15 protein-coding genes are annotated in these 20575 nt (G+C 73.8%); 11 read left to right on the top strand and 4 right to left on the bottom strand.

What is annotated here, in order from left to right; translation table 11 throughout:
* The first annotated feature begins 589 nt into the window (after positions 1-589).
* The 5 genes from IO40_RS0117090 (at position 590) to IO40_RS0117070 (ending at position 5666) form a co-directional block, all read left to right on the top strand.
* On the top strand, positions 590-1351 hold the full coding sequence (locus IO40_RS0117090) for a DeoR/GlpR family DNA-binding transcription regulator (RefSeq protein WP_016471152.1): 762 nt from the start codon (positions 590-592) through the stop codon (positions 1349-1351).
* Between the two features lie 109 nt (positions 1352-1460).
* The gene (locus IO40_RS0117085; RefSeq protein WP_016471151.1) at positions 1461-2855 is read left to right on the top strand and encodes an ABC transporter substrate-binding protein; all 1395 of its coding nucleotides are present in this window, start codon (positions 1461-1463) and stop codon (positions 2853-2855) included.
* Positions 2852-3826: a carbohydrate ABC transporter permease gene (locus IO40_RS0117080; protein WP_016471150.1), complete on the top strand. Its 975-nt coding sequence runs from the start codon at positions 2852-2854 to the stop codon at positions 3824-3826. The genes IO40_RS0117085 and IO40_RS0117080 overlap by 4 nt, the downstream gene beginning before the upstream one ends.
* On the top strand, positions 3823-4680 hold the full coding sequence (locus tag IO40_RS0117075; protein ID WP_016471149.1) for a carbohydrate ABC transporter permease: 858 nt from the start codon (positions 3823-3825) through the stop codon (positions 4678-4680). Before IO40_RS0117080 ends, IO40_RS0117075 begins: the two co-directional genes overlap by 4 nt.
* Positions 4677-5666: a zinc-dependent alcohol dehydrogenase family protein gene (locus IO40_RS0117070; RefSeq protein WP_016471148.1), complete on the top strand. Its 990-nt coding sequence runs from the start codon at positions 4677-4679 to the stop codon at positions 5664-5666. The genes IO40_RS0117075 and IO40_RS0117070 overlap by 4 nt, the downstream gene beginning before the upstream one ends.
* A gap of 57 nt (positions 5667-5723) precedes the next feature.
* Here the strand turns inward: IO40_RS0117070 and IO40_RS0117065 are convergent, their stop codons facing one another.
* The 3 genes from IO40_RS0117065 to IO40_RS0117055 form a co-directional block, all read right to left on the bottom strand.
* Positions 5724-7757, bottom strand: coding sequence for a CocE/NonD family hydrolase (locus tag IO40_RS0117065; protein ID WP_031175691.1), 2034 nt, complete (start codon positions 7755-7757; stop codon positions 5724-5726).
* Positions 7758-7813: 56 nt separating this feature from the next.
* Positions 7814-9202, bottom strand: a complete 1389-nt coding sequence (locus IO40_RS0117060; protein ID WP_234324646.1) for an ATP-grasp domain-containing protein — start codon at positions 9200-9202, stop codon at positions 7814-7816.
* Between the two features lie 144 nt (positions 9203-9346).
* Complete coding sequence (locus IO40_RS0117055) at positions 9347-10186, bottom strand: MOSC domain-containing protein (RefSeq protein ID WP_016471145.1); 840 nt, start codon at positions 10184-10186, stop codon at positions 9347-9349.
* Positions 10187-10486: 300 nt separating this feature from the next.
* On the opposite strand from IO40_RS0117055, the gene thiI reads away from it, so the two are divergent.
* Positions 10487-11761, top strand: coding sequence for a tRNA uracil 4-sulfurtransferase ThiI (gene thiI / locus IO40_RS0117050; protein ID WP_033229302.1), 1275 nt, complete (start codon positions 10487-10489; stop codon positions 11759-11761).
* A 94-nt stretch (positions 11762-11855) separates the two neighbouring features.
* Here thiI and IO40_RS34870 read toward each other — a convergent pair whose 3' ends face one another.
* Complete coding sequence (locus IO40_RS34870) at positions 11856-12245, bottom strand: ANTAR domain-containing protein (protein ID WP_051173549.1); 390 nt, start codon at positions 12243-12245, stop codon at positions 11856-11858.
* Positions 12246-12711: 466 nt separating this feature from the next.
* On the opposite strand from IO40_RS34870, the gene IO40_RS0117040 reads away from it, so the two are divergent.
* From IO40_RS0117040 to IO40_RS0117020, 5 genes are all read left to right on the top strand, one after another.
* Complete coding sequence (locus IO40_RS0117040; protein ID WP_031027719.1) at positions 12712-13767, top strand: enoyl-CoA hydratase/isomerase family protein; 1056 nt, start codon at positions 12712-12714, stop codon at positions 13765-13767.
* A gap of 151 nt (positions 13768-13918) precedes the next feature.
* Positions 13919-16633 (top strand): class III lanthionine synthetase LanKC, encoded by a 2715-nt coding sequence (lanKC, locus tag IO40_RS0117035; RefSeq protein WP_016471141.1) that lies wholly within the window; start codon positions 13919-13921, stop codon positions 16631-16633.
* 38 nt (positions 16634-16671) lie between these two features.
* Complete coding sequence (locus IO40_RS37000) at positions 16672-16794, top strand: SapB/AmfS family lanthipeptide (RefSeq protein ID WP_016471140.1); 123 nt, start codon at positions 16672-16674, stop codon at positions 16792-16794.
* Between the two features lie 4 nt (positions 16795-16798).
* Complete coding sequence (locus IO40_RS0117025; protein WP_031175689.1) at positions 16799-18646, top strand: ABC transporter ATP-binding protein; 1848 nt, start codon at positions 16799-16801, stop codon at positions 18644-18646.
* A complete protein-coding gene (locus tag IO40_RS0117020) occupies positions 18639-20450 on the top strand; it encodes an ATP-binding cassette domain-containing protein (RefSeq protein WP_031175688.1) in 1812 nt (603 codons plus the stop codon). The genes IO40_RS0117025 and IO40_RS0117020 overlap by 8 nt, the downstream gene beginning before the upstream one ends.
* Positions 20451-20575: the final 125 nt, after the last annotated feature.

Raw genomic sequence — 20575 nt, 5'->3', positions numbered from 1 at the left:
CGAAGGGGTGCCGCACGTCGGCGCTCCGGCCGCCACCGGCACTCCGCGACACGCCGTACGGGCCCTGTACGCGCAGGTCGTAGGGGTCTTGTCCGCACCCCTCGTACACCGCACGGTCGCGGGCCGGGCGACCGGCGGGTGACGGTCGGCGGAGCGGTGCGTGACAGCACGGCACATCACCGCGCGGCGTCTTGACGCGTCCTGCCCCCCCTCCCTCTCCGTACGCCTTCGCCTGGTTCGCTCCGGAAGGCGCGCCCTGTCCCCGCCGGGAGCGGGGCGCGCCGGGGTGCTGCCCGTACGGACTCGGGCGGCCCATATGGCGAAACGGGCCGTGAACGGGCAGGTGCCGGGCCGGAACGGGCGGCGGTCCAGACCACCGCCCGCCAGCTGAACGCCTCTTGAGCGATCAATGATCGATCTCCGAACGGGCATAAGCGGTCACGATCGATCGGACCAGAAGGCTGGTCGTGCCCGCACGGGCCCGGTAGAACTTCCTCCACGGACGACAGCCGGGCAGGAACGGGCGGGTCCGTGACCGAACGGAGCAGCAGACGTGACGGGTCCCGACGACGGAAGGAGCGGCCGAGCCATGAGCGCGGCGGAGCGGCAGCGGCAGATCGTCGGCGAGGCGCGGCGTCTGGGCTCCGTCGAAGTGGCCCGGCTCGCCGACGAGCTCGGCGTCGCCAAGGAGACCGTCCGCCGCGACCTGCGGGTACTGGAGCAGCACGGACTGCTGCGGCGTACGCACGGCGGGGCGTATCCGGTCGAGAGTGCGGGTTTCGAGACGACCCTCGCCTTCCGCACCACCATGCACGTGCCGGAGAAGCGGCGGATCGCCGCGGCGGCCGTGGAGTTGCTGGGCGACGCGGAGACCGTCTTCATCGACGAGGGCTTCACTCCTCAGCTGATCGCGGAGGCACTGCCCCCGGACCGTCGCCTGACCGTGGTGACGGCCTCGCTGCCGGTGGCGCACACCCTGGCCACCGCCGGGGACTTCACCGTGCTGCTGCTCGGCGGACGGGTACGCGGCGGCACGCTGGCGACCGTCGAGCACTGGACGACGAAGATGCTGGCCGGCTTCGTGGTGGACCTGGCGTTCGTCGGCGCCAACGGCATCTCCCGGGAGCACGGGCTGACCACCCCCGACCCGGCGGTCAGTGAAGTGAAGGCGCAGGCGATCCGGGCTGCCCGGCGGCGGGTGTTCGTCGGACTGCACACCAAGTTCGGCGCGGTCAGCTTCTGCCGCTTCGCCGAGGTGAGCGACTTCGAGGCGCTGGTGACGTCCACTTCCCTGTCCGCCCAGGAAGCACACCGCTACGCGATGCGGGGTCCGCAGGTCATCCGGGTCTGACCACCCGCCGCCCGGGCCCGCGGGCTGCCCGTGCGGCACCGCCGGCCGGTCCCCCCAGCCCCGTCCATGCACAGCTTTGCCGTAATACAGGAATTCGCCAGGAGTGCCCATGCGCTGTCGGAGCAGAGAGCCCAGTCGAAACCCCCGCAGGCCACGTCGCATCCGGGCGGTGACCGCGACCGCCACCGCAGGGGTTCTGCTCACCCTGCCCGCCTGCGCCGGCGCGGGAGCCCTCGGACAAGGGGGTGACACGATCAACGTCCTGATGGTGAACAACCCGCAGATGCTGGAGCTGCGGAAGCTGACGGCGAAGCACTTCACCGAGGAGACCGGCATCAAGGTCAATTTCACGGTGCTTCCGGAGAACGACGTCCGCGACAAGATCAGCCAGGACTTCGCCAACCAGGCCGGCCAGTACGACGTGGCCACCCTCAGCAACTACGAGACGCCGATCTTCGCCAAGAACGAGTGGCTGCGTCCGATGGACGGCTACACCCGCAAGGACAAGAAGTTCGACCAGCAGGACATCCTGCGCCCGGTCCGCGAGTCGCTGAGCGGCGAGGACGGCAAGGTCTACGCGCAGCCGTTCTACGGCGAGTCCTCCTTCCTGATGTACCGCAAGGACATCTTCGCCAAGGAGGGGCTGAAGATGCCCGAGCGGCCCACGTGGCCGCAGGTGGCCGAGCTGGCGGCGAAGGTGGACGGCTCGGAGCGCGGGATGAAGGGCATCTGCCTGCGCGGGCTGCCCGGCTGGGGAGAGCTGATCGCCCCGCTCACCACCGTCGTCAACACCTTCGGCGGGACCTGGTTCGACAAGGACTGGAACGCCCGGCTGTCGGACCCCGCCTTCAAGAAGGCGACGAAGTTCTACGTCGATCTGGTGCGCAAGCACGGCGAGTCGGGTGCCGCCCAGTCCGGGTACGCCGAGTGCCTCAACAACATGACGCAGGGCAAGACCGCGATGTGGTACGACGCCACGGCCGGCGCCGGCTCCCTCGAAGGGGCCAAGTCGAAGGTCAAGGGCAAGATCGGCTACGTGCCGGCGCCGACGCTGCGGACCGAGAGCTCCGGCTGGCTCTACTCGTGGGCGTGGGGCATCCAGAAGGCGAGCCGCAACCCCGACAAGGCGTGGAAGTTCATCTCCTGGGCGTCCGGCAAGGAGTACGAGAAGCTGGTCGGCAAGGAGTTCGGCTGGGCCAACGTGCCGGCCGGCAAGCGGGCCTCCACCTATGAGCTGCCCGAGTACAAGGAGGCCGCCGGGGCCTTCCACGAGGTGACCCGCAAGGCCATCAGCCAGGCGCGCCCCCGTGATCCCGGCGTGCAGCCGCGGCCGACCATGGGCATCCAGTTCGTGGACATCCCCGAGTTCGCCGATCTGGGCACCAAGGTCTCGCAGGAGATCAGCGCGGCCATCGCCGGCCGCCAGTCCGTCGAGACGGCGCTGCGCAAATCGCAGGCGCTGGCCCAGGAGGTCTCCGACGAGTACGAGGGGCGAGGCCGATGAGCGCTCCGACGACCACCCCACAGGCGGGGACGCGTGACATACCGCCCGCGGCGCGGCCCCGGCCCAGCCAGGCCGGCGGCGGCCCCTCCAACCGGCTGCGCGCCTGGGTGACCAGGGCGCCGCTGCTGCCCGCGCTCGTCTTCATGATCGTCGTCACGCAGTTGCCGTTCGTGGCCACGCTCGTGGTCTCGCTGTTCGACTGGAACGCCCTCTACCCCGAGGCGCGCTCCTTCTCCGGCTTCGCCAACTACGCCGAGGTGCTGGGCGACGCCGAACTGCGGGACTCCGTGGTGACGACCGTGCTGCTGACCGCCACCGTCGTGCTGGTCAGCCTGGTGCTCGGACTCCTCCTCGCACTGCTGCTCGACCGCACCTTCAAGGGCCGCGGAGTGGTGCGGACCCTGCTGATCGCCCCGTTCCTGCTGGTGCCGGTGGCCGCGGCGCTGCTGTGGAAGCACGTGCTGTACAACCCCGAGTACGGGCTGCTCAACGGCATGCTCACCTGGCTCTTCGGTGACGACGCGCCGCAGCCGGACTGGGTGGCCGAGATGCCGCTGGGCGCCGTCGAGGTGGCACTGATCTGGCAGTGGACCCCGTTCATGATGCTGATCCTGCTCGCCGGGCTCCAGAGCCGGCCGGCCGACGCCATCGAGGCCGCGCGGATCGACGGAGCCGGCGCCTGGCAGATCTTCCGCTATCTGACGCTGCCGCATCTGCGCCGCTACCTGGAGCTGGGCGCCCTGCTCGGGTCGATCTACATCGTGCAGAACTTCGACGCCGTGTTCACCATCACCTCCGGCGGGCTGGGCACCGCCAACCTGCCGTACACCATCTACCAGACCTTCTACCAGGGCCACGAGTACGGACTCGCCTCGGCGGCCGGTGTGCTGGTGGTCATCGGTTCCCTGATCATCGCCACCCTCGCACTGCGGGTGGTCTCGTCCCTCTTCCGTGAGGAGGCCCGGTCATGAGTGCGACCGCCGCGATCGCCGCACCGCGGAAGGTGCGCCGACGGAACGCCGTGCTGGGCCTGCTGGCGTGGGTGTGCGGGATCGTCTTCGTGCTGCCCATGGTGTGGATGGTCCTCACCTCGCTGCACAGCGAGTCGGACGCCGCCACCAACCCGCCGTCGCTCGCCGCCCCGCTGACGCTGGACGGCTACCGGGAGTTCTTCGGTGTGGGCGGCGGCGCCAGCCCCTGGCCCCCGCTGGCCAACTCGCTGACGGCCTCGGTGGTCTCCACCCTGTGCGTGCTGGTGCTGGCCCTGCCGGCCGCCTACGCGCTGTCCATCCGGCCGGTCCGCAAGTGGACGGATGTGCTGTTCTTCTTCCTGTCCACCAAGATGCTGCCGGTGGTCGCCGGGCTCCTGCCGATCTATCTGTTCGCCAAGAACACCGGCTTCCTCGACAACATCTGGCTGCTCGTCATCCTCTACACCTCGATGAACCTGCCGATCGCGGTGTGGATGATGCAGTCCTTCCTCGCGGAGGTGCCCACCGCGCTGATCGAGGCGGCACAGATGGACGGCGCCCGGCTGCCCACCGTGCTCACCCGGGTCGTCGCCCCCGTCGCCGCGCCCGGCATCGCCGCCACCGCGCTGATCTGCTTCATCTTCTCCTGGAACGAGATGCTCTTCGCGCGGGTGCTGACCGGGGTCGTCGCCGAGACGGCGCCCGTCTTCCTGACGACGTTCATCACCAGCCAGGGCCTGTTCCTGGCGAAGGTGTGCGCCGCCTCCCTCGTCATCTCCCTGCCGGTCCTCGCCGCAGGGTTCGCCGCCCAGGACAAGCTGGTCCAGGGCCTGTCGCTAGGAGCTGTGAAATGAAGGCCGCACTCGTCGAGTCCGTGGGCAAGGTCTCCCTGGCGGAGGTGCCCGACCCCACCCCCGGGCCCCGCGAGGTGGTGGTGAAGGTGGCGGCGTGCGGGCTGTGCGGCACCGATCTGCACATCCTCGAGGGGGAGTTCGCGCCCTCCCTGCCGCTGGTCCCCGGGCACGAGTTCGCCGGTGAGGTGGTCGCGCTGGGCAGCGAGGTGACCGAGCTGGCCGAGGGCGACCGGGTGGCCGTCGACCCGTCGCTGTACTGCTACGAGTGCCGCTACTGTCGCACGGGCCACAACAACATGTGCGAGAAGTGGGCCGCGATCGGGGTGACCCGGTCGGGCGGAGCCGCCGAGTACGCCGTCGCGCCGGTGGCCAACTGTGTCCGGCTGCCCGAGCACGTGCGCACCCAGGACGCGGCCCTGATCGAACCACTGTCCTGCGCGGTACGCGGCTACGACGTCCTCAAGAGCCAGCTCGGTTCGCACGTGCTGATCTACGGTTCCGGGACGATGGGGCTGATGATGCTGGAGCTGGCCAAGCGCACCGGCGCGGCCAGTGTGGACATCGTCGACCTCAACCCCGACCGGCTGGCCACGGCCCGCACCCTGGGGTGCAGCGCAGCCGCGGCCGGCGCCGACGAGCTGGACCGGCCCGGCGGCTGGGACCTGGTCGTGGACGCGACCGGCAACGCCGCCGCCATCCAGGACGGCCTCGGCCGGGTCGCCAAGGCCGGCACCTTCCTCCAGTTCGGCGTCGCCGACTACGCGACGCGGGCCACCATCGACCCGTACCGCATCTACAACCAGGAGATCACCATCACCGGTTCGATGGCTGTGCTGCACAGCTACGAGCGCGCCGCGGAACTGTTCGCCGGCGGCATCCTCGACCCGGAGGTGTTCATCTCGGACCGGTTGCCGCTGGCCTCCTACCCCGAGGCGCTGGACCGGTTCGCGGCGGGCAAGGGCCGCAAGATAGTCGTCGTGCCCTGACCCGCCCCGTGCCGGGGTCTCCCCCCGTGCCCCGGCGCCGTGCCCCGGGACCGCCCCTCACAGGTGGTCCCGGGGCACGGTCTCGTTCCAGGTGCGGGAGAAGACCCGGTCGCCGCCCTCGTAGGCGTCCAGCGTGGCGTGCACGTGGAACTCCTTCCCGGTGCAGGTCAGCACGGTGCGGGTGACCGTGCGGGTCTCCCAGCCGTCCCGCCGGAACGTCATGGTCCAGGCGGACTCGCCGCCGACGGAGGTGAAGTCGTCGGCGACCGCCGTGTACCGCTCAACGGCGCGGCGCCCCACCTCCAGTCCGATATGGTCCAGGCGGGTGAGCCCCGGGTCCTTGACGATCTCCAACTCCTGCCGGTAGCCGATCAGGTCACGCTTGACCTCCCAGCGCTCCTCCGGCGGGGTCAGTGCCGTTGTCGGCAGCGGCGGGGTGCCCTCCGGCTCCCCGAACAGCCCGTGCGGCGCCTCCCCTTCCGGGCGCGGCTCGCGCACCGGCAGGGTGAGACTGCTGGTGTTCTCGTGCACCGTCAGCAGCACGGGCCTGGGCGGCGGCCAGGCCAGCGGCCAGTACGAGGTGGACAGCGACAGCCGGATGCGGTGGCCCGGCGGGAACGCCTGCGCCACCCCGTTGAGCTGCACGGTGGCCCGGTAGCGGCGGCCCGGCTCCAGCGGTTCGGGCTCGTCGGTGCCGGTGTGCCGGGTCAGGTTCAGCAGGCCGTAGGTGACCCGGGTGGCGCTGCCGTCCGGTGCCACGTCCGACAGCCGCGCGGCGACCTGGGCCACCGGTTCGCTGACCGTCAGATCCAGCTCGACGCTCGGGGCGCCCAGGATCTCCACCCGCTCGGAGAGCGGTGCGGTCTCGAAGACGAGCGAGCCGCCGTCCTCCTCCCGCTGGTCGTAGGGCAGGTCCGGCGGCGCGTTGTACGACGCCCACTTGCCGGCGAACTGGCCCACCGACAGCGGGGAGCGCACCGTGAGGGCCGCCCCCGGCTCGCCGTCCCGCGCCGCGTCGGACGCCGGGCGGATGCGGTACTGGGCGAGCGGGTGGGACACCTCCGAGACGGCCGGCGAGGGCCACTCCTCCTCCACGACCCACCTGCCCGACCGCTCCTCGTAGGCGGTGGACGGCGGCACGCTGTCCTGCATCCAGGCGCTGAGCATCGGCCCGTCCATGACCCCGTTGTCCTCGCCCTTGAGCCAGTGGTCCCACCAGCGGACGACCTCCTGGAGGTAGCCGATGGCCGGGCCCGGCTCCCCCAGGTGCGGGAACTTGTGCGACCACGGGCCGATCAGCCCCTTGCGCGGCACGTCGAGCCGGGCCAGCAGCCGGGTGACGGCGTTGGAGTAGCCGTCGGCCCAGCCGCTGGACGCCAGCACGGGGCACCGCACGGCCCGGTAGTCCTCGCACACCGAGGCGTGCCGCCAGTAGTCGTCGCGCCGCTGGTGGCGCAGCCACTCCAGCACCCACGGCTCGGTGCCCTCCAGCCGCTCCCGCCACATGCCGCGCCACCGGTCCCCGACCACGGCCGGGTCGGGCGGGCAGGTGGCGTAGGCGAACATGGTGCCCGCCTCGGCCAGATTGTCCGAGAGCAGGGCGCCGCCCATGTAGTGCATGTCGTCGGCGTACCGGTCGTCGGTGAACGAGGCGATGACGATCGCCCGCAGGCTCTCCGGCTGCCGGGCGGCCACCTGGAGGGCGGCGAACGCGCCCCAGGAGATGCCCATCATCCCGGTGGTGCCGTCGCACCAGGGCTGCGCGGCGAGCCAGGCCAGCACGTCCTCGGCGTCCCGCTGCTCCTGCTCCAGGTACTCGTCCTCCAGCACCCCGTCCGAGTCCCCGGTGCCGCGCAGGTCCACCCGGACGCACACATAGCCGTGCCCGGCGATGTAGGGGTGGTGGACGGAGTCCCGGACGGCCGTCAGGTCGCGCTGCCGGTAGGGGATGTACTCCAGTACGGCCGGGAGCGGCTGGTCGTCCGTGCAGACCGGACGCCAGATCCGGGCCGCCAGCCGGGTGCCGTCCGGGAGCGGCACGGTGGTCTGCTCTTCCTTCGTCTCGTAGGGCAGGTTGTGCACGCTGCGCATGGGCGCGGCCTCCGCTCCTTTCCGTACTGCTGTGCGCGGGCCTGCGGCCGGTCCCGTCACTCCCGGCCGCCGTCGGCGCCTCCTTGGGAGGGCTCGCCGTGCAGCCCCAGGGCGGCGATGGCGCGGTCGTACTTGTCCCGCAGCTCCTCCTCGTCGTCCCCGGCCGTGAAGACGTGGGCCAGTTCGTAGCTGTAGCTGTCCTGCTGGGACAGGTGGTCCAGCCGCTGGCCCGGCCGGGGCACCACATCGACGACGACCCCCGGTATCCGCGCCTCGACCCGGGCGATCTCCTGCTGCGAGGGCACGCGCCGGGCCACGCCGTCGGTGAACCAGCGGTGGTACCACTTGGCCGCGTACCGGTAGTTGCCCCCGCGGTGCGGCAGGGCCGGGTCGCGGCCCAGCGCGAGGGCCAGCATGCAGTGGTGGTTGGGGGCGCCGTCCACGAAGTGGAACAGCTCGGCGTGCGACTGGGAGTGCCGCGGGTTGATCTCCAGCAGCCGCACCTCGTCCTTGCCCGGGTCGTAGAAGAACTCGATGCTGAAGGTGGCCGCGTCCATCCCGATCTGCCCGATCACCCGCTTGGCGACCTCGGCCAGCCGCTCCTGCACGGGCTGGGGCAGCATGCTCGGGTACTGGTGGCGCAGGAACGAGGGCGAGTCGGGGTAGGTGATGGAGTCCAGCACCCCGTAGACGGTGACCTCGCCGTCGAGCGCGTAGCCCTCGACGGCGCACTGGAGACCGGTGAGCGTCTCCTCGGCGAGGCAGACCACACCGCCGACGCCTCGCATCTCCTCGGGCAGCTCCACCTGCTCCAGGATGTACTCGAACGGCCTGCCGACCCTGCCGATGCCCTCCTTGATCCTGGCGACGGCGTCCCTGAACTCGGCCAGGTTCTCGACCCCGTAGGCCAGTTCGGAGGAGTAGGCCAGGGCCGGTTTGACCCACATCGGGAACCGCACGCCCTCGGGGGGCTCCGGTTCGGCGGCCTCCAGATCGACGCGGCCGAAGCGGGGCACCTCCTCGATGACCTTCCGCTGCTCCAGCCGGCTCCAGTACTTGTGCTCGCACTTGACCACCGACTCAAGGCTGGTGCTGCGCGTGCCGTACTCCCGTGCCAGCAGCGGGATCATGGTGCTGACGGGGAAGTCCCAGTAGCCGACGACGGCGTCGATCCTGCCGCCGAAACCGTCCAGGACGCCGCGTGCCCGCTCCAGCAGCTCGGGCACCGAGACCTCGTCCTCCTGGAGCTCTTCGGGGGTCAGCAGCGGGTGGAAGCGGTAGCGTTCGGCGCCGGGCACCGCCTCCAGGGTGGCGCGGTTGGCCTCGTCCATACCGAGGACGAACACGTCGCTGATGCCCGTGCGGTCATCGGCGGTCCGGGAGCTGTGCGGGGGAACCGTCTCGTGCGCGGCCTCGTCCAGGGCGGTCTTCTCGGTGGTGGACACGAATCATCTCCAGGTCAGTTCGCGGATACGCCCCGGGCCGGGCCCGGGGCCGCCGAAGCACTGGCCTGACCCCGGCGGCCGGGGGCGGGTTGCCCGGCCGCCGACGGAGAAACCCCCCAAGCGGTGCGGAGCGGCACCGCCGCCTCACACCTCGGACGCGCCCCAGGCCGGCACCTGAAGCCGGTCCCCCACCGTGAGCGTGCCCGGGCGCAGCACCGAGAACTTGGCGCCGAAGGCGACACCCCCCTGTGCGGCACGGCGGTAGCCGGCCAGCGTGCGCAGGGGTTCGGGGCCCCTCTTGCGCCCCGTCTCCTGGTCGACCAGGGTGACCGCGCAGCGGATGGCCGGCTTGGCGTAGCCGAGTTCGGCCGGGCCGATCCGCAGCCGGCGGACCCGGTCCTCGGCGTGCGGCTCCTCCTCCCACCCGGCCACCACGATGTTGGGACGGAACCGGCTCATCGGCAGCGGCTCGGCACCACGGGCGGCCAGCCGCGCGTTGAGGGCGTCCAGCGAGGCGCGGGAGACCACGAGGACGGCGCTGCTGTCGGCGTAGCGACAGGTGCCGGGGATCAGCCCGTCGGTCACCCGGTCGTTGTCGGGCGGCACCCTGACCAGCCTGCTGGGCACCCCGAGCACCTGGGTGAACCAGTCGGCCGCCGTATCGCCCTGGTCGATGCCGCGCAGCGGACGCCCCAGCATCTCCACCGGGCGCCGCTCCCCCTCCGTGTCCACCTCGACGGTCAGCTCGCCCGCGCCCGGCGCCCGCAGCGACAGCAGCTCGCCGGCGCCCTCCTGCCCGTGCACCCGGGGCCGGACGCGGGCCAGCGCCGGGTCGCGGCGCTGGGTGCGGCCCACCCCGTCGGGCGTAACGACCATGAAGGCCCGGTCGTGCGCGAGACCGGCGGCGAGCAGCCGGGCCGTGGGCGCCGTCACGGGGGCACAGCCCTTGACGGGGTAGTGGACCAGTTCGACGACCTCGGCCATGCGGCTCCCTCGTGTCGGTGATGCCCGCGCGCGGTACCGCACCGCCCGCACCGGGCATCCTCCCCGAACCGCTGCCGCCCGCGGAACCGGCCTCCCGACCGCGAGCGCGCCGGAACCGGGGCGGTCACCGGTCGCTTAGCCTGGTGTGCCAGGAGGGAAGAATCCGTGACGATCTCAAGGTCCCGTCCCGCTGCCGGGGAACAGGAACGGCAGCAGGGACACGCGCAGCACGAGGCACAGCAGCGGCCGACGACGCACCCGCGCCCGGCGGTGCCCGCGCCGCAGCGGGCGCGCGCCCGGGTGCGCGAGCCCGGACCGGAGGGGCAGGAGTGCGTCCTGCTCAAGCACGGGGAGATCTTCCTCAGGGGCCGCAACCGTGCCCGATTCGAGGAACTGCTCCACCGCAATCTGCGGGACGCCCTGCAGGGCCTGCCCGGGCCCGCCTGGATCGAGAAGGGCCGCAGCGTGACGCTGGTGGGCCCCACCGCGAACAGCCCGCTGTCCCTGGAGGAGCTCGTCGCGTGCGTGCGGCGGGTGATCGGCTTCAACCTGGTGCAGCCCGCCGTGCGGGTGCCCAGCACGGTGGAGGACATCGGCGACCACGCCGTCCGGGCCCTGCGCCGGGCGTGGGAGGAGCGCTCCGGCGGGCGGGGCGTCATCACCTTCGCCGTACGCGCCAAGCGGCGGGACAAGTCCTTTCCCCTCACCTCCTCCGCGCTGGCCGCCGCCGTCGGGGAACGGGTGCGGCTGGAGACGGGCGCACAGGTGAACCTGACGGCGCCCGACGTCGAGCTGGCCGTGGAGGTCGAGCGCAAGGGCAGCTATCTGGCCTGGAAGCGCGTCGCCGGCCAGGGCGGACTGCCGGTGGGGTCCAGCGGCCGGGCGCTGGCGCTGCTGTCGGGCGGTTACGACTCGCCGGTGGCCGCCTACCGCGCCATGCGGCGCGGACTGGCCTGCGATTTCGTCCACTTCACCGGAGCGCCCTACACCGACGCCTCCTCCGTCTACAAGGCGTACGCGCTGGCCCGGGAACTGAACCGCTTCCAGCCGGACCGCACCCTGTGGATCGTGCCCCTCGGCAAGGCGCAGAAGCAGCTCGCGATCGCCGGTGCCGGACGGCTCCAGGTGGTGGCGCAGCGCAGGCTGATGGCCCGCACCGCCGGGGCCCTGGGGCAGCGGCTGGGGGCCGGCGCCCTGGTGATGGGCGACAGCCTGGGCCAGGTCGCCAGCCAGACGGTCGCGAACATGGCCGCCGTGGACGAGGCGGCCTCGCTGCCGCTGCTGCGGCCCCTGCTCGGCTGGGAGAAGCAGGAGATCATCGACGAGGCGCGGGCCCTGGGCACCGCCGAGGTCTCGGTGCTGCCGGACGAGGACTGCTGTTCGCTGCTGGCCCCGCGCCAGGTCAGCACGCACGCCCGGGTGCCGGATCTGGAACGGGTGGAAAAGCGCCTGGAAGTGGACGAACTGGTCGAGGAACTGCTCGCGGGCGCCTGGGCGATGGAGCCGGGCGCGGACTCGGCGGGCCCGGCGTCCTGCGCGGCGGCGCCGGAGCCGGGGCCCGGGCAGGACGGCTGAGAGCCGGGCCGCCGCCCCGGGGCCGGTCCGGTTGCCGGGTGCGGCGGCCCGTACGCCGCGGCCCCGCACCGGCCGCCCTCCCGGTCCGGGGGCCTCAGCGGGGTCGCGGGCCGCGGCCGGGCGCCGGGGTGCCGGCGATACGTGCGTAGGAGCTGAGCACCGCGCTGCGCAGCCAGTCGGGCAGCGGTTCGCCCTGGGTGCTGCCGGTCAGCAGGACGGCGATCTCCCGCAGTTTGGTGTTGGTGCGCTGCGAGGCGTCGACCAGGACCTGCCAGGCGGTGTGCGGGGTGCAGCGCCAGGAGGCCATCAGGACGCCGCGGGCCTGGTCGATCACGGGGCGGGTCTCCATGGCCTGCCGCAGCTGGGCCAGCTCGGTGCGCAGCGCCTGCGCCCCGTCGGCAGGGGGCGGCTGCTCACCGGAGGGGGCCGCGTCGCCCGTGTCCGGCGGGGGTCCGGCCGCCCGGGTGCCGTCAGGTGTGCGCACGGGGGCGCTGCCCTCGCCGGGGGAAGGCGCCGGTGGCCGAGCAAAACCCGGGGTGTGAGGACCGCCCCGGCTGGTCACCCGCTCCCCCAGCCGCACCGGTTCGGAGCCGGAGCCGGAGCGGCAGCGTCCCGGATCCGTCCGCGGCGGGTCCGGGACCGCGCCCTCCTGCTGCGGGCGGGCGGCGGGGTGCGCGCCGCGTGGAGATCCATAGGGTGCCCTTCGAAGACAACATTTGCCGTACGACACAGATACGCCTGCCCCGGCCCCTGTCCGGCACACCTGTTGAATGCGCGACGGGCGGGGGGACCCGCTCGTCCGGCACGCGTCCTGCTCGACCACCGTGCGGACGGCACCGTCTCGGGCACCGCCCGGGCGTGACGGGGGCGACGGCGGGTGCGTCCCCCACCACGTACGGTGGCCCGGAAGATCGACCCACCGCCGTCACGCGCGAAGGAGCCGACGCACCATGCCCGAGACCGAACCGACCGTCCTCGCCGCCAAGGACGGCCGCGTGGGCCGTCTGGTCCTCAACCGGCCCCAGGCGCTCAACGCGCTCGACCTGGAGATGGTCCGCCGTGTCGCCGCGGCCCTCGACGCCTGGGAGGACGACCCCGAGGTGGCGGCCGTCGTCATCAGCGGCGCCGGCGAGCGGGGGCTGTGCGCGGGCGGCGACATGCGCGGGGTCCACGACGACGTACGGGCGGGCGGCGGCGCCGCGTCCGCACGGTTCTGGGCCGAGGAGTACCGGCTCAACGCCCGGATCGCCCGCTACCCCAAGCCGTACGTGGCGCTCATGGACGGGATCGTCATGGGCGGCGGCGTGGGGATCTCCGCGCACGGCACCGTCCGTGTCGTCACCGAGCGGGCGCGGGTCGCCATGCCGGAGACCGGCATCGGCTTCGTCCCGGACGTGGGCGGCACCTGGCTGCTGTCCCGGGCACCGGGCGAGACGGGCACGCACCTGGCGCTGACGGCAGGCCCGGTGGGCGCCGGGGACGCGCTGCTGTGCGGGCTCGCCGACCACTTCGTACCGTCCGAGCGGCTGGCCGGCTTCTCGGCGGCGCTGGCCCACACCCCGCCGCAGGAGGCGGTCGCCCGGTACGCGGCCCCGGCCCCGCCCGCCGCTCTCGCCGCCCACCGGTCCTGGATCGACACGTGTTACGCGGCCGACGACATCGAGGAGATCCTGCGCAGGCTGCGGGACAGCGGCGCCACGGCAGCCAAGGAGGCGGCCGAGGCGATCGAGGGCAAATCGCCCACCGCGCTCAAGGTGACGCTCGCCGCGCTGCGGCGGGCCCGCGGACTGCACTCGCTGGAGGAGGCGCTGGAGCAGGAGTACCGCACCTCCGTGGCGACGCTCTCCTCGCACGATATGGTCGAGGGGGTGCGAGCGCAGCTGGTCGACAAGGACCGCAGGCCCCGCTGGTCGCCGGCCACGGTGGCCGAGGTGTCCGACGCCGAGGTCGCGCGGCACTTCGCGGCGCCGCCCGGCGGCGGGCTGGGACTGCACCCGCGCGGCTGACGGGCGCCGAGGGCGCACGGGTGACGCTTTCCCGCAGGACCGTCCGGCAGGTTACCCGTGCGTTCCTCACATTCTGTTCGTGACAGAACTGACTACCCATTCCTTTCCCGGTGCTGCACGCTTGTTCCGTGCTTCCCAGGGGAGGGGAACGATGGACAAGCGGTACGAGATTTTCTGTCTCGCGGACAGGTATTTCTACGACACACCCGACCGCTTGTCGGATTCCGCCCAGGACAGCGACGGGACACCGGACGCGGGTGCCTTTCCCGTCTCGCTCCGGCCCGTCCCCGAAGGCTGGCGGCAGACCCGCTCCGGGGACTGGCTGGAGCTGCGCCCGCAGGCAGGCGAGTTCCCGTTGCAGGGCTGGAAGATCCACGCCTCGGCGACGCTGGACAACGCCGACGCGATCGGCACCGCCGTCTGGGACCACTGCGTCCCGCGGAGAATTCCCTTCAAATTCGTCCCGCACCGCACTCTGCTGTACCTGCGGAACGCGAAATACGCCGGGCGCGGCACGAGCGGTAAATTCGCCACCATCTATCCGGCCGACGAGGGACAGCTTCAGGAAATTCTCGAAGAGCTGGGTGCCGTGCTCGACGGCAGACCCGGTCCGTACATTCTCACCGATCTGCGGTGGGGACGGGGGCCGTTGTACGTGCGCTACGGCGGTTTCGCACCCCGGTTCTGCCTCGACGCACACGGACAGCTGGTGCCGGCCGTCGAGAACGCCGACGGGCAGCTGGTGCCCGACCGCAAGGACCCCGCCTTCCGGGTGCCGGACGGGGTGGAGCTGCCCGCCTTCCTCCGCCCGCACCTGGCGGCCCGTGACTCCGCCACCGTCGCGGACCTGCCGTACCGCATCGAGCGGGCCCTGCACTTCTCCAACGGCGGCGGCGTCTACGGCGGCACCGACACCCGCGACGGGAGCCGGGTGGTGCTCAAGGAGGCCCGCCCCCACGCCGGTCTCGCCGCCGACGGGGCCGACGCGGTGGCCCGGCTGGAGCGGGAGAAAGCGGCGCTCGACCAGCTCGCCGGACTGCCGGTGGTGCCCGCCGTGCGGGACTGGTTCACGCTGGACGGCCACCGGTTCCTGGTGATGGAGGAGCTGTCCGGCAGACCTCTGAACTCCTTCTTCGCCGAGAGACATCCACTGCTGAGCCCCGATCCCGACCCGCAGGCCGTGGCCCGGCACACCGCGTGGGCGCTGCGCATGCACCGGCTGGTGGAGGAGGCCGTCACGGCGGTGCACGAGCGGGGCATCGTCTTCAACGACCTGCACATGTTCAACATCATGGTCGCGCCGGACGAGGAGTCGGTGGCCCTGCTGGACTTCGAGGCGGCGGCGCGGGCCGAGGACGACCCCCGCCAGATCGTCGCCCACCCCGGCTTCATCGCCCCGGCCGACCGCTCGGGCTACGACATCGACCGCTACGCGCTGGCCTGCCTGCGGCTGGCCCTGTTCGTCCCGATGACGACCCTGCTGGCCGTGGACCGGGCCAAGGCGGCGGATCTGGCGCGGATCGCCGCCGCCCAGTTCCCCGGCATCCCCGAGCGGTTCCTGGCCGAGGCCGTCGCCACCATCGAGGGCGGCGGGACGGGCGGGCGGCAGCCGTCGCGCGGCACCCGGCCGGCCCGTCCGGCAGGGCCCCCGGCCCCGGCCGACTGGCCCGCCGCCCGCGACTCGATGGTCCGCGCGATCCTCGCCTCGGCGACACCCGACCGCGACGACCGGCTCTTCCCCGGCGACATCGCGCAGTTCTCCGACGGCGGCGGACTGGGCCTTGCACACGGCGCGGCAGGCGTGCTGCACGCCCTGGCGGAGACCGGCGCGGGCCCCTGTCCGCAGGGCGAGGAGTGGCTGCTGCGGCACACCGACCCGCCGCCCCGCGGCACCCCCCTGGGGCTGTACGACGGACTGCCCGGCATCGCCTGCGTCCTGGCCCGGGCCGGGCACACCAAACGGGCCCTGGAGCTGACCGAGCGGGTGCTGGCGGAGAAGTGGCAGCGCCTCGGCGACTCCCTGTACGGCGGGCTCGCCGGGCTCGGTCTCGCCCTCGGCCACCTCGCCCACCTCACCGGCGAGGAGGGGCTGCGCGCCCCCGCCGAGGAGGCCGCGCGGCTGCTCGCCCGGCGGCTGGAGGAGCCCGCCGAGGAGACCGCGGGCCGCGCCAGGGCCGGACTGCTGCACGGTGCCACGGGTGCGGCTCTGCTGTTCCTGCGGCGCCACGAGCGCAACGGCGACCCCGCGGAACTGGACCTCGCCGAACGGGCGCTGGAGCGCGACCTCGGCCGCTGCGTACGCGACAGCGCCGGCACCCTCGTCGTCGACGAGGGCAGCCGCACCATGCCGTACCTGGGCGCGGGCAGCGTAGGCATCGCCATGGTGCTCGACGACTTCCTCGCACACCGGCCCGGCCACGACCGCTTCGCGCGGGCCCGGGCCGGCATCCTGCCCGCCGCGCGGATGCGCTACTACGCGCAGCCCGGCCTCTTCCAGGGCCGCGCCGGGATGCTGCTCCATCTGAGCCGGACCACCACCCCCGGCGTCACCGAACTGGACCTGGCGGCCCAGTCGGAGGGGCTGGGCTGGTACGCCATGCCGTACGGGGGCGAACTGGCCTTCCCCGGCGACCAGATGATGCGGCTGTCGATGGACCTGGCCACCGGGACGGCGGGCTGTCTGCTGGCGGCGGGCGCCGCCGCGGCCGTCCGCGAGGGCACCGCACCGCCGGCCCTGCCGTTCCTGCCGCCCGTGCCGCGCGGCCTGACCGCCGCTCCGGCCCGATCCGCGCCGGCGTCCGCGCCGGGCGGCCCACAGACCGGCCTTGGGGACGAAGGCCGTACCGAAGCACCACCGTCCCTGTAACACACATCCGATCACCCGAATGGGAAGGAACAACCACCATGGCACTTCTCGACCTGCAGACGATGGAGCCCGAGGAGCGGACCGGCGGCGGCGACGACAGCAGCGCCAGCCTCCTCCTGTGCGACAAGCACAGCTCCCACAGCACGCTCCTGTGTCTGTGACCGGGTGACCGTCGCACCCGGTGCCCCTGGGCGGGGGCTCTCCCCCGCCCAGGGGCACTCCCCCACGTCCGCGGCGCCGGCGGGAACCGGCGGCCACCCCGGTTCGGCGCAGGCCGTGCCGCCGAGGGCGCACCGGCTGCTGCGGGCGGAAGTGCGCCGGCACAAAGGACGTGTCGCGGCGCTCTTCCTGTGCGCCACCGCGGCGGCGGGTGCCCAACTGGCGCTGCCCGCCGCGCTCGGCCACACCCTCGACCTGCTGCTGGCCGGCGGCGCCCCGGGCGGGCGGGCCGGCGGCTGGCTCGCCGTGTGCGCCGCGCTGACCTGCGCCCTGGTGGTGCTGGACGCCGCCGAGACGGTGCTCACCGGTACGCTCGCCGCCCGTACGACGGCACGGCTGCGCACCGCGCTGACCGACCGTCTGCTGGCCGTCTCGCCGCTGCGCGCCGGCCGCTTCGCCCACGGCGACCTGGTCACCCGCTGCACCGGCAACGCGGCGCACGCCGGCACCACCCCCGGAAGTGCCGCCTCCGCACTGGCCGCCCTGGTCACCCCGGCGGGCGGCGTCGTGGCGCTCGTCCTGCTGGATCCGCGGCTCGCCCTGGTGTTCGCCGCCGGCATCCCGCTGCTGGTGCTGCTGCTGCGCGCCTTCTCCCGCACCTCCGCCGCGTGTGTGGCCCGCTATCAGGAGGCGCAGGCCGCCGTCGCCGGAAGGCTGGTGGAGGCCATGGCCGGTGCCCGGACCATCGCGGCGGGCGGCACCGTGGAGCGCGAACGGCGCCGCGTACTGGAGCCCGTGGCCCGGCTCTCGGAGCACGGCCACCGCACCTGGCACCTCCAGGGCCGGGCCACCGCACAGGCCGCCGTGCTGGTGCCCTTCCTCCAGCTCGCCGTCGTGGCCACCGGTGGGCTGCTGCTGAGCGCCGGTCAGCTGAGCGTGGGCGGTCTGGTGGCCGCCGCCCGGTACGCCGTCCTCGCGGCCGGCATCGGCACACTCGTCGGACAGCTCAACGCCCTGGTCCGGGGCCGTACGGCGGCGCAGCGCCTGGCCGAGGTGCTGGCGGTGCCCGCCCTGCCGCAGGGCACCCGCACGCCGCCGGGCCGTGCGGAGGGCGGGGCCGACCGGCTGGAGCTGCGCGGGGTGCACGCCTCCTACGCCGGGGAGCCGGTGCTGCGGGGCGTGGACCTGGTGGTGCCCGGCGGCTCCACCGTCGCGGTGGTGGGCCGGTCCGGGGCCGGGAAGTCGCTGCTGGCGGCCGTCGCCGGCCGTCTCGTCGAACCCGACGCGGGGCAGGTGCTGCTGGACGGCGCGGACCTGGCCGGGCTCCGGACGGCCGCGCTGCGCGACACCGTCGCCTTCGCCTTCGCCCGGCCCGTGCTCTTCGGCGGCACGGTCGGCGACGCCATAGCGGCCGGCGCCCCCGCCCGCGGCCCGCACGGGGCACGTGTGCGGGCCGCGGCTGCCGCCGCCTGCGCCGACGGTTTCCTGCGCACCCTCCCCGAGGGCTACGCCACCCCGCACGACCGGGCCCCGCTGTCCGGCGGCGAGGTGCAACGGCTGGGGCTGGCCCGGGCGCTGGTCCGCGACCCGCGCGTACTGATCCTGGACGACGCCACCTCCAGCCTGGACACGGTGACCGAACACGAGGTCACCCGGGCGCTGTGGGGCGGCCCCGACGGTGCGGCACGCACCCGGCTGGTGGTCACGCACCGCGCCTCGACCGCCGCCCGCGCCGACCGCACCGTCTGGCTCGACGCGGGCCGCGTCCGCGCGATCGCCCCCCACGACCGGTTGTGGGAGGACCCCGCCTACCGGGCGCTGTTCGCCGACGACACGGGGAGCGGCCATGGCTGAGGCCCCCGCCGTGCACCCCGCCGCCGGCAGGCACCGGCGCCCCGGGCTCGTCGGTGCCGGGCTGCGCTTCCTGGCCCGGCGGCCCCGGGTACTGGGCGCACTGGCCGGCTGGTCGCTGCTGGAGGGCGCCCACACCTTCGCGCTCGGATTCGCCCTGGCCCGCGCACTGGACGACGGTTTCCTGGCCGGGCGGCCCGCCACGGGGCTGTGGTGGCTGGCCGTCGCCGCTGCCGCGCTGGCGGTGGGCGCGCTGGGCATGGCGCGGGTCTACCGGCAGGTGGCCGCGCTGACCGAGCCGCTCCGCGACGAACTGGTGCGGCGCGTGGTGGGACGCGGACTGTACGAGGCGGTCACCGCCGCGGTGGCACCGGGCGGCGGCCGGCACACGCCGGGCAGCGGCGTCGTCTCCCGTCTCACGCACCAGGTGGAGATCGCCCGGGACAGCTTCGCCGGGATCGTGATGGTCTCCCGCTCGTTCCTCGTCACCCTCGCGGGCGCGGTCACCGGGCTGGCGGCGCTCGCGCCCCGGCTGCTGCTGGTCGTGCTGCCGCCGCTGCTGGCCGGTCTCGCCGTCTTCGCCGCCACCCTGGGCCCCCTGGCCCGGCGGCAGCGCGCCGTTCTGGTGGCCGACGAGGAACTGGCGGGCGAGACCGGCACGATGGTGAGCGCCCTGCGGGACATCGCTGCCTGCGGCGCCCAGGAGACGGTGCGGCGCACGGTGCTCCGGCGCGTCGAGACGGAACGGCGGGCCGCCGTCTCCCTCGCCCGCTGGGGCGTCGCCCGCGCGCTCGCCCTCGGGGTGGGCGGACGGCTGCCCGTCGTCCTGCTGCTGGTGTGCGCGCCGTGGCTGCTGCGGCACGGGGTGAGCGCGGGGGCGCTGGCCGGCGCCCTCACGTATCTGACGCAGGCACTGCTGCCCGCTCTTCAGAGCCTGGTGCACGGGCTGGGCGGCGCCGGGGCCCGGCTGACCGTGGTGATCGGCCGGCTGCGGGAGGGCGCGCCCGCCGGCGTACCGCTGCCTGGCCCGTCCCGGGCGCCGGCGGTGCGCGGCGGACGGCCCGCGCCGCCGGCGCTCACTCTGCGCCGGCTCACCTTCGCCTACGGAACGGCGGCCCGGCCGGTGCTGTGCGGACTGGACCTGACGGTTCCGGCGGGCGGACGGCTGGCGGTCGTCGGCCCCAGCGGCGCGGGCAAGTCCACCCTCGCGCTGCTGATCGCCGGACTGCTGCGGCCCACCGGCGGCGAGGTGCTGCTGGACGGGCGCCCGGTCGTCGCCGGCCCGCCCGGTGCGCCGGTCCGCGCGGAGGAGAGGGTGCTGATCCCGCAGGAGGCGTACGTGTTCACCGGCACCGTCCGCGAGAACCTGTGCTGCCTGCTGCCGGACCGGACCGCGCCGCCGGGCGACCCGTCGCTGCTGGGCGCCGTGGTGGCGGTCGGCGCCGCGGAGCTGGTGGACCGGCTGGGCGGGCTCGACGGACAGGTGGAGCCCGCCTCGCTGTCGGCGGGCGAGCGGCAGCAACTGGCCCTGGCCCGCGCCTGGCTCTCCCCCGCCCCGCTGGCCGTACTGGACGAGGCGACCAGCCGGCTCGACCCCGCCGCCGAGGAACACGCCGAGCGGGCCTTCGCCGAGCGCCCCGGGACACTGGTGGTCGTCGCGCACCGGATCAGCTCCGCGCTGCGGGCCGACCGCGTCCTGGTGCTCGACGGGGAACGGACGGCGTGCGGGACCCACGCCGAACTGGTGGAGCGCAGCGCCCTCTACCGGGATCTGACCGCCGGCTGGACCGCGGGGCCACGGGTGTGACCGGTGGCCACGGCGCGGCGGACGGGCGTGGCGTGACCGGTGGGCGCCGTGAACCGCGAGGCCGGGTGCGGGCTTCCGTCGTGCGGGCGGGGCGGGCCGGCCGGGTGCGGGCGGCCCGGGAACCG

It is taken from the genome of Streptomyces albus subsp. albus (assembly GCF_000725885.1).
Taxonomy (GTDB): domain Bacteria; phylum Actinomycetota; class Actinomycetes; order Streptomycetales; family Streptomycetaceae; genus Streptomyces; species Streptomyces albus.
This window is presented reverse-complemented; position numbering and strand designations above follow the sequence as displayed.

Bases quoted from the DNA above. Each gene is read 5' to 3' on its own strand.
- IO40_RS0117040 (WP_031027719.1), top strand. From the start codon at position 12,712: ATGCCCGAGACCGAACCGACCGTCCTCGCCGCCAAGGACGGCCGCGTG.
- IO40_RS0117090 (WP_016471152.1), top strand. From the start codon at position 590: ATGAGCGCGGCGGAGCGGCAGCGGCAGATCGTCGGCGAGGCGCGGCGT.
- IO40_RS0117020 (WP_031175688.1), top strand. From the start codon at position 18,639: ATGGCTGAGGCCCCCGCCGTGCACCCCGCCGCCGGCAGGCACCGGCGC.
- IO40_RS0117080 (WP_016471150.1), top strand. From the start codon at position 2,852: ATGAGCGCTCCGACGACCACCCCACAGGCGGGGACGCGTGACATACCG.
- lanKC (WP_016471141.1), top strand. From the start codon at position 13,919: ATGGACAAGCGGTACGAGATTTTCTGTCTCGCGGACAGGTATTTCTAC.
- IO40_RS0117085 (WP_016471151.1), top strand. From the start codon at position 1,461: ATGCGCTGTCGGAGCAGAGAGCCCAGTCGAAACCCCCGCAGGCCACGT.
- IO40_RS37000 (WP_016471140.1), top strand. From the start codon at position 16,672: ATGGCACTTCTCGACCTGCAGACGATGGAGCCCGAGGAGCGGACCGGC.
- IO40_RS0117075 (WP_016471149.1), top strand. From the start codon at position 3,823: ATGAGTGCGACCGCCGCGATCGCCGCACCGCGGAAGGTGCGCCGACGG.
- IO40_RS0117070 (WP_016471148.1), top strand. From the start codon at position 4,677: ATGAAGGCCGCACTCGTCGAGTCCGTGGGCAAGGTCTCCCTGGCGGAG.
- IO40_RS0117065 (WP_031175691.1), bottom strand. From the start codon at position 7,757: ATGCGCAGCGTGCACAACCTGCCCTACGAGACGAAGGAAGAGCAGACC.
- IO40_RS0117055 (WP_016471145.1), bottom strand. From the start codon at position 10,186: ATGGCCGAGGTCGTCGAACTGGTCCACTACCCCGTCAAGGGCTGTGCC.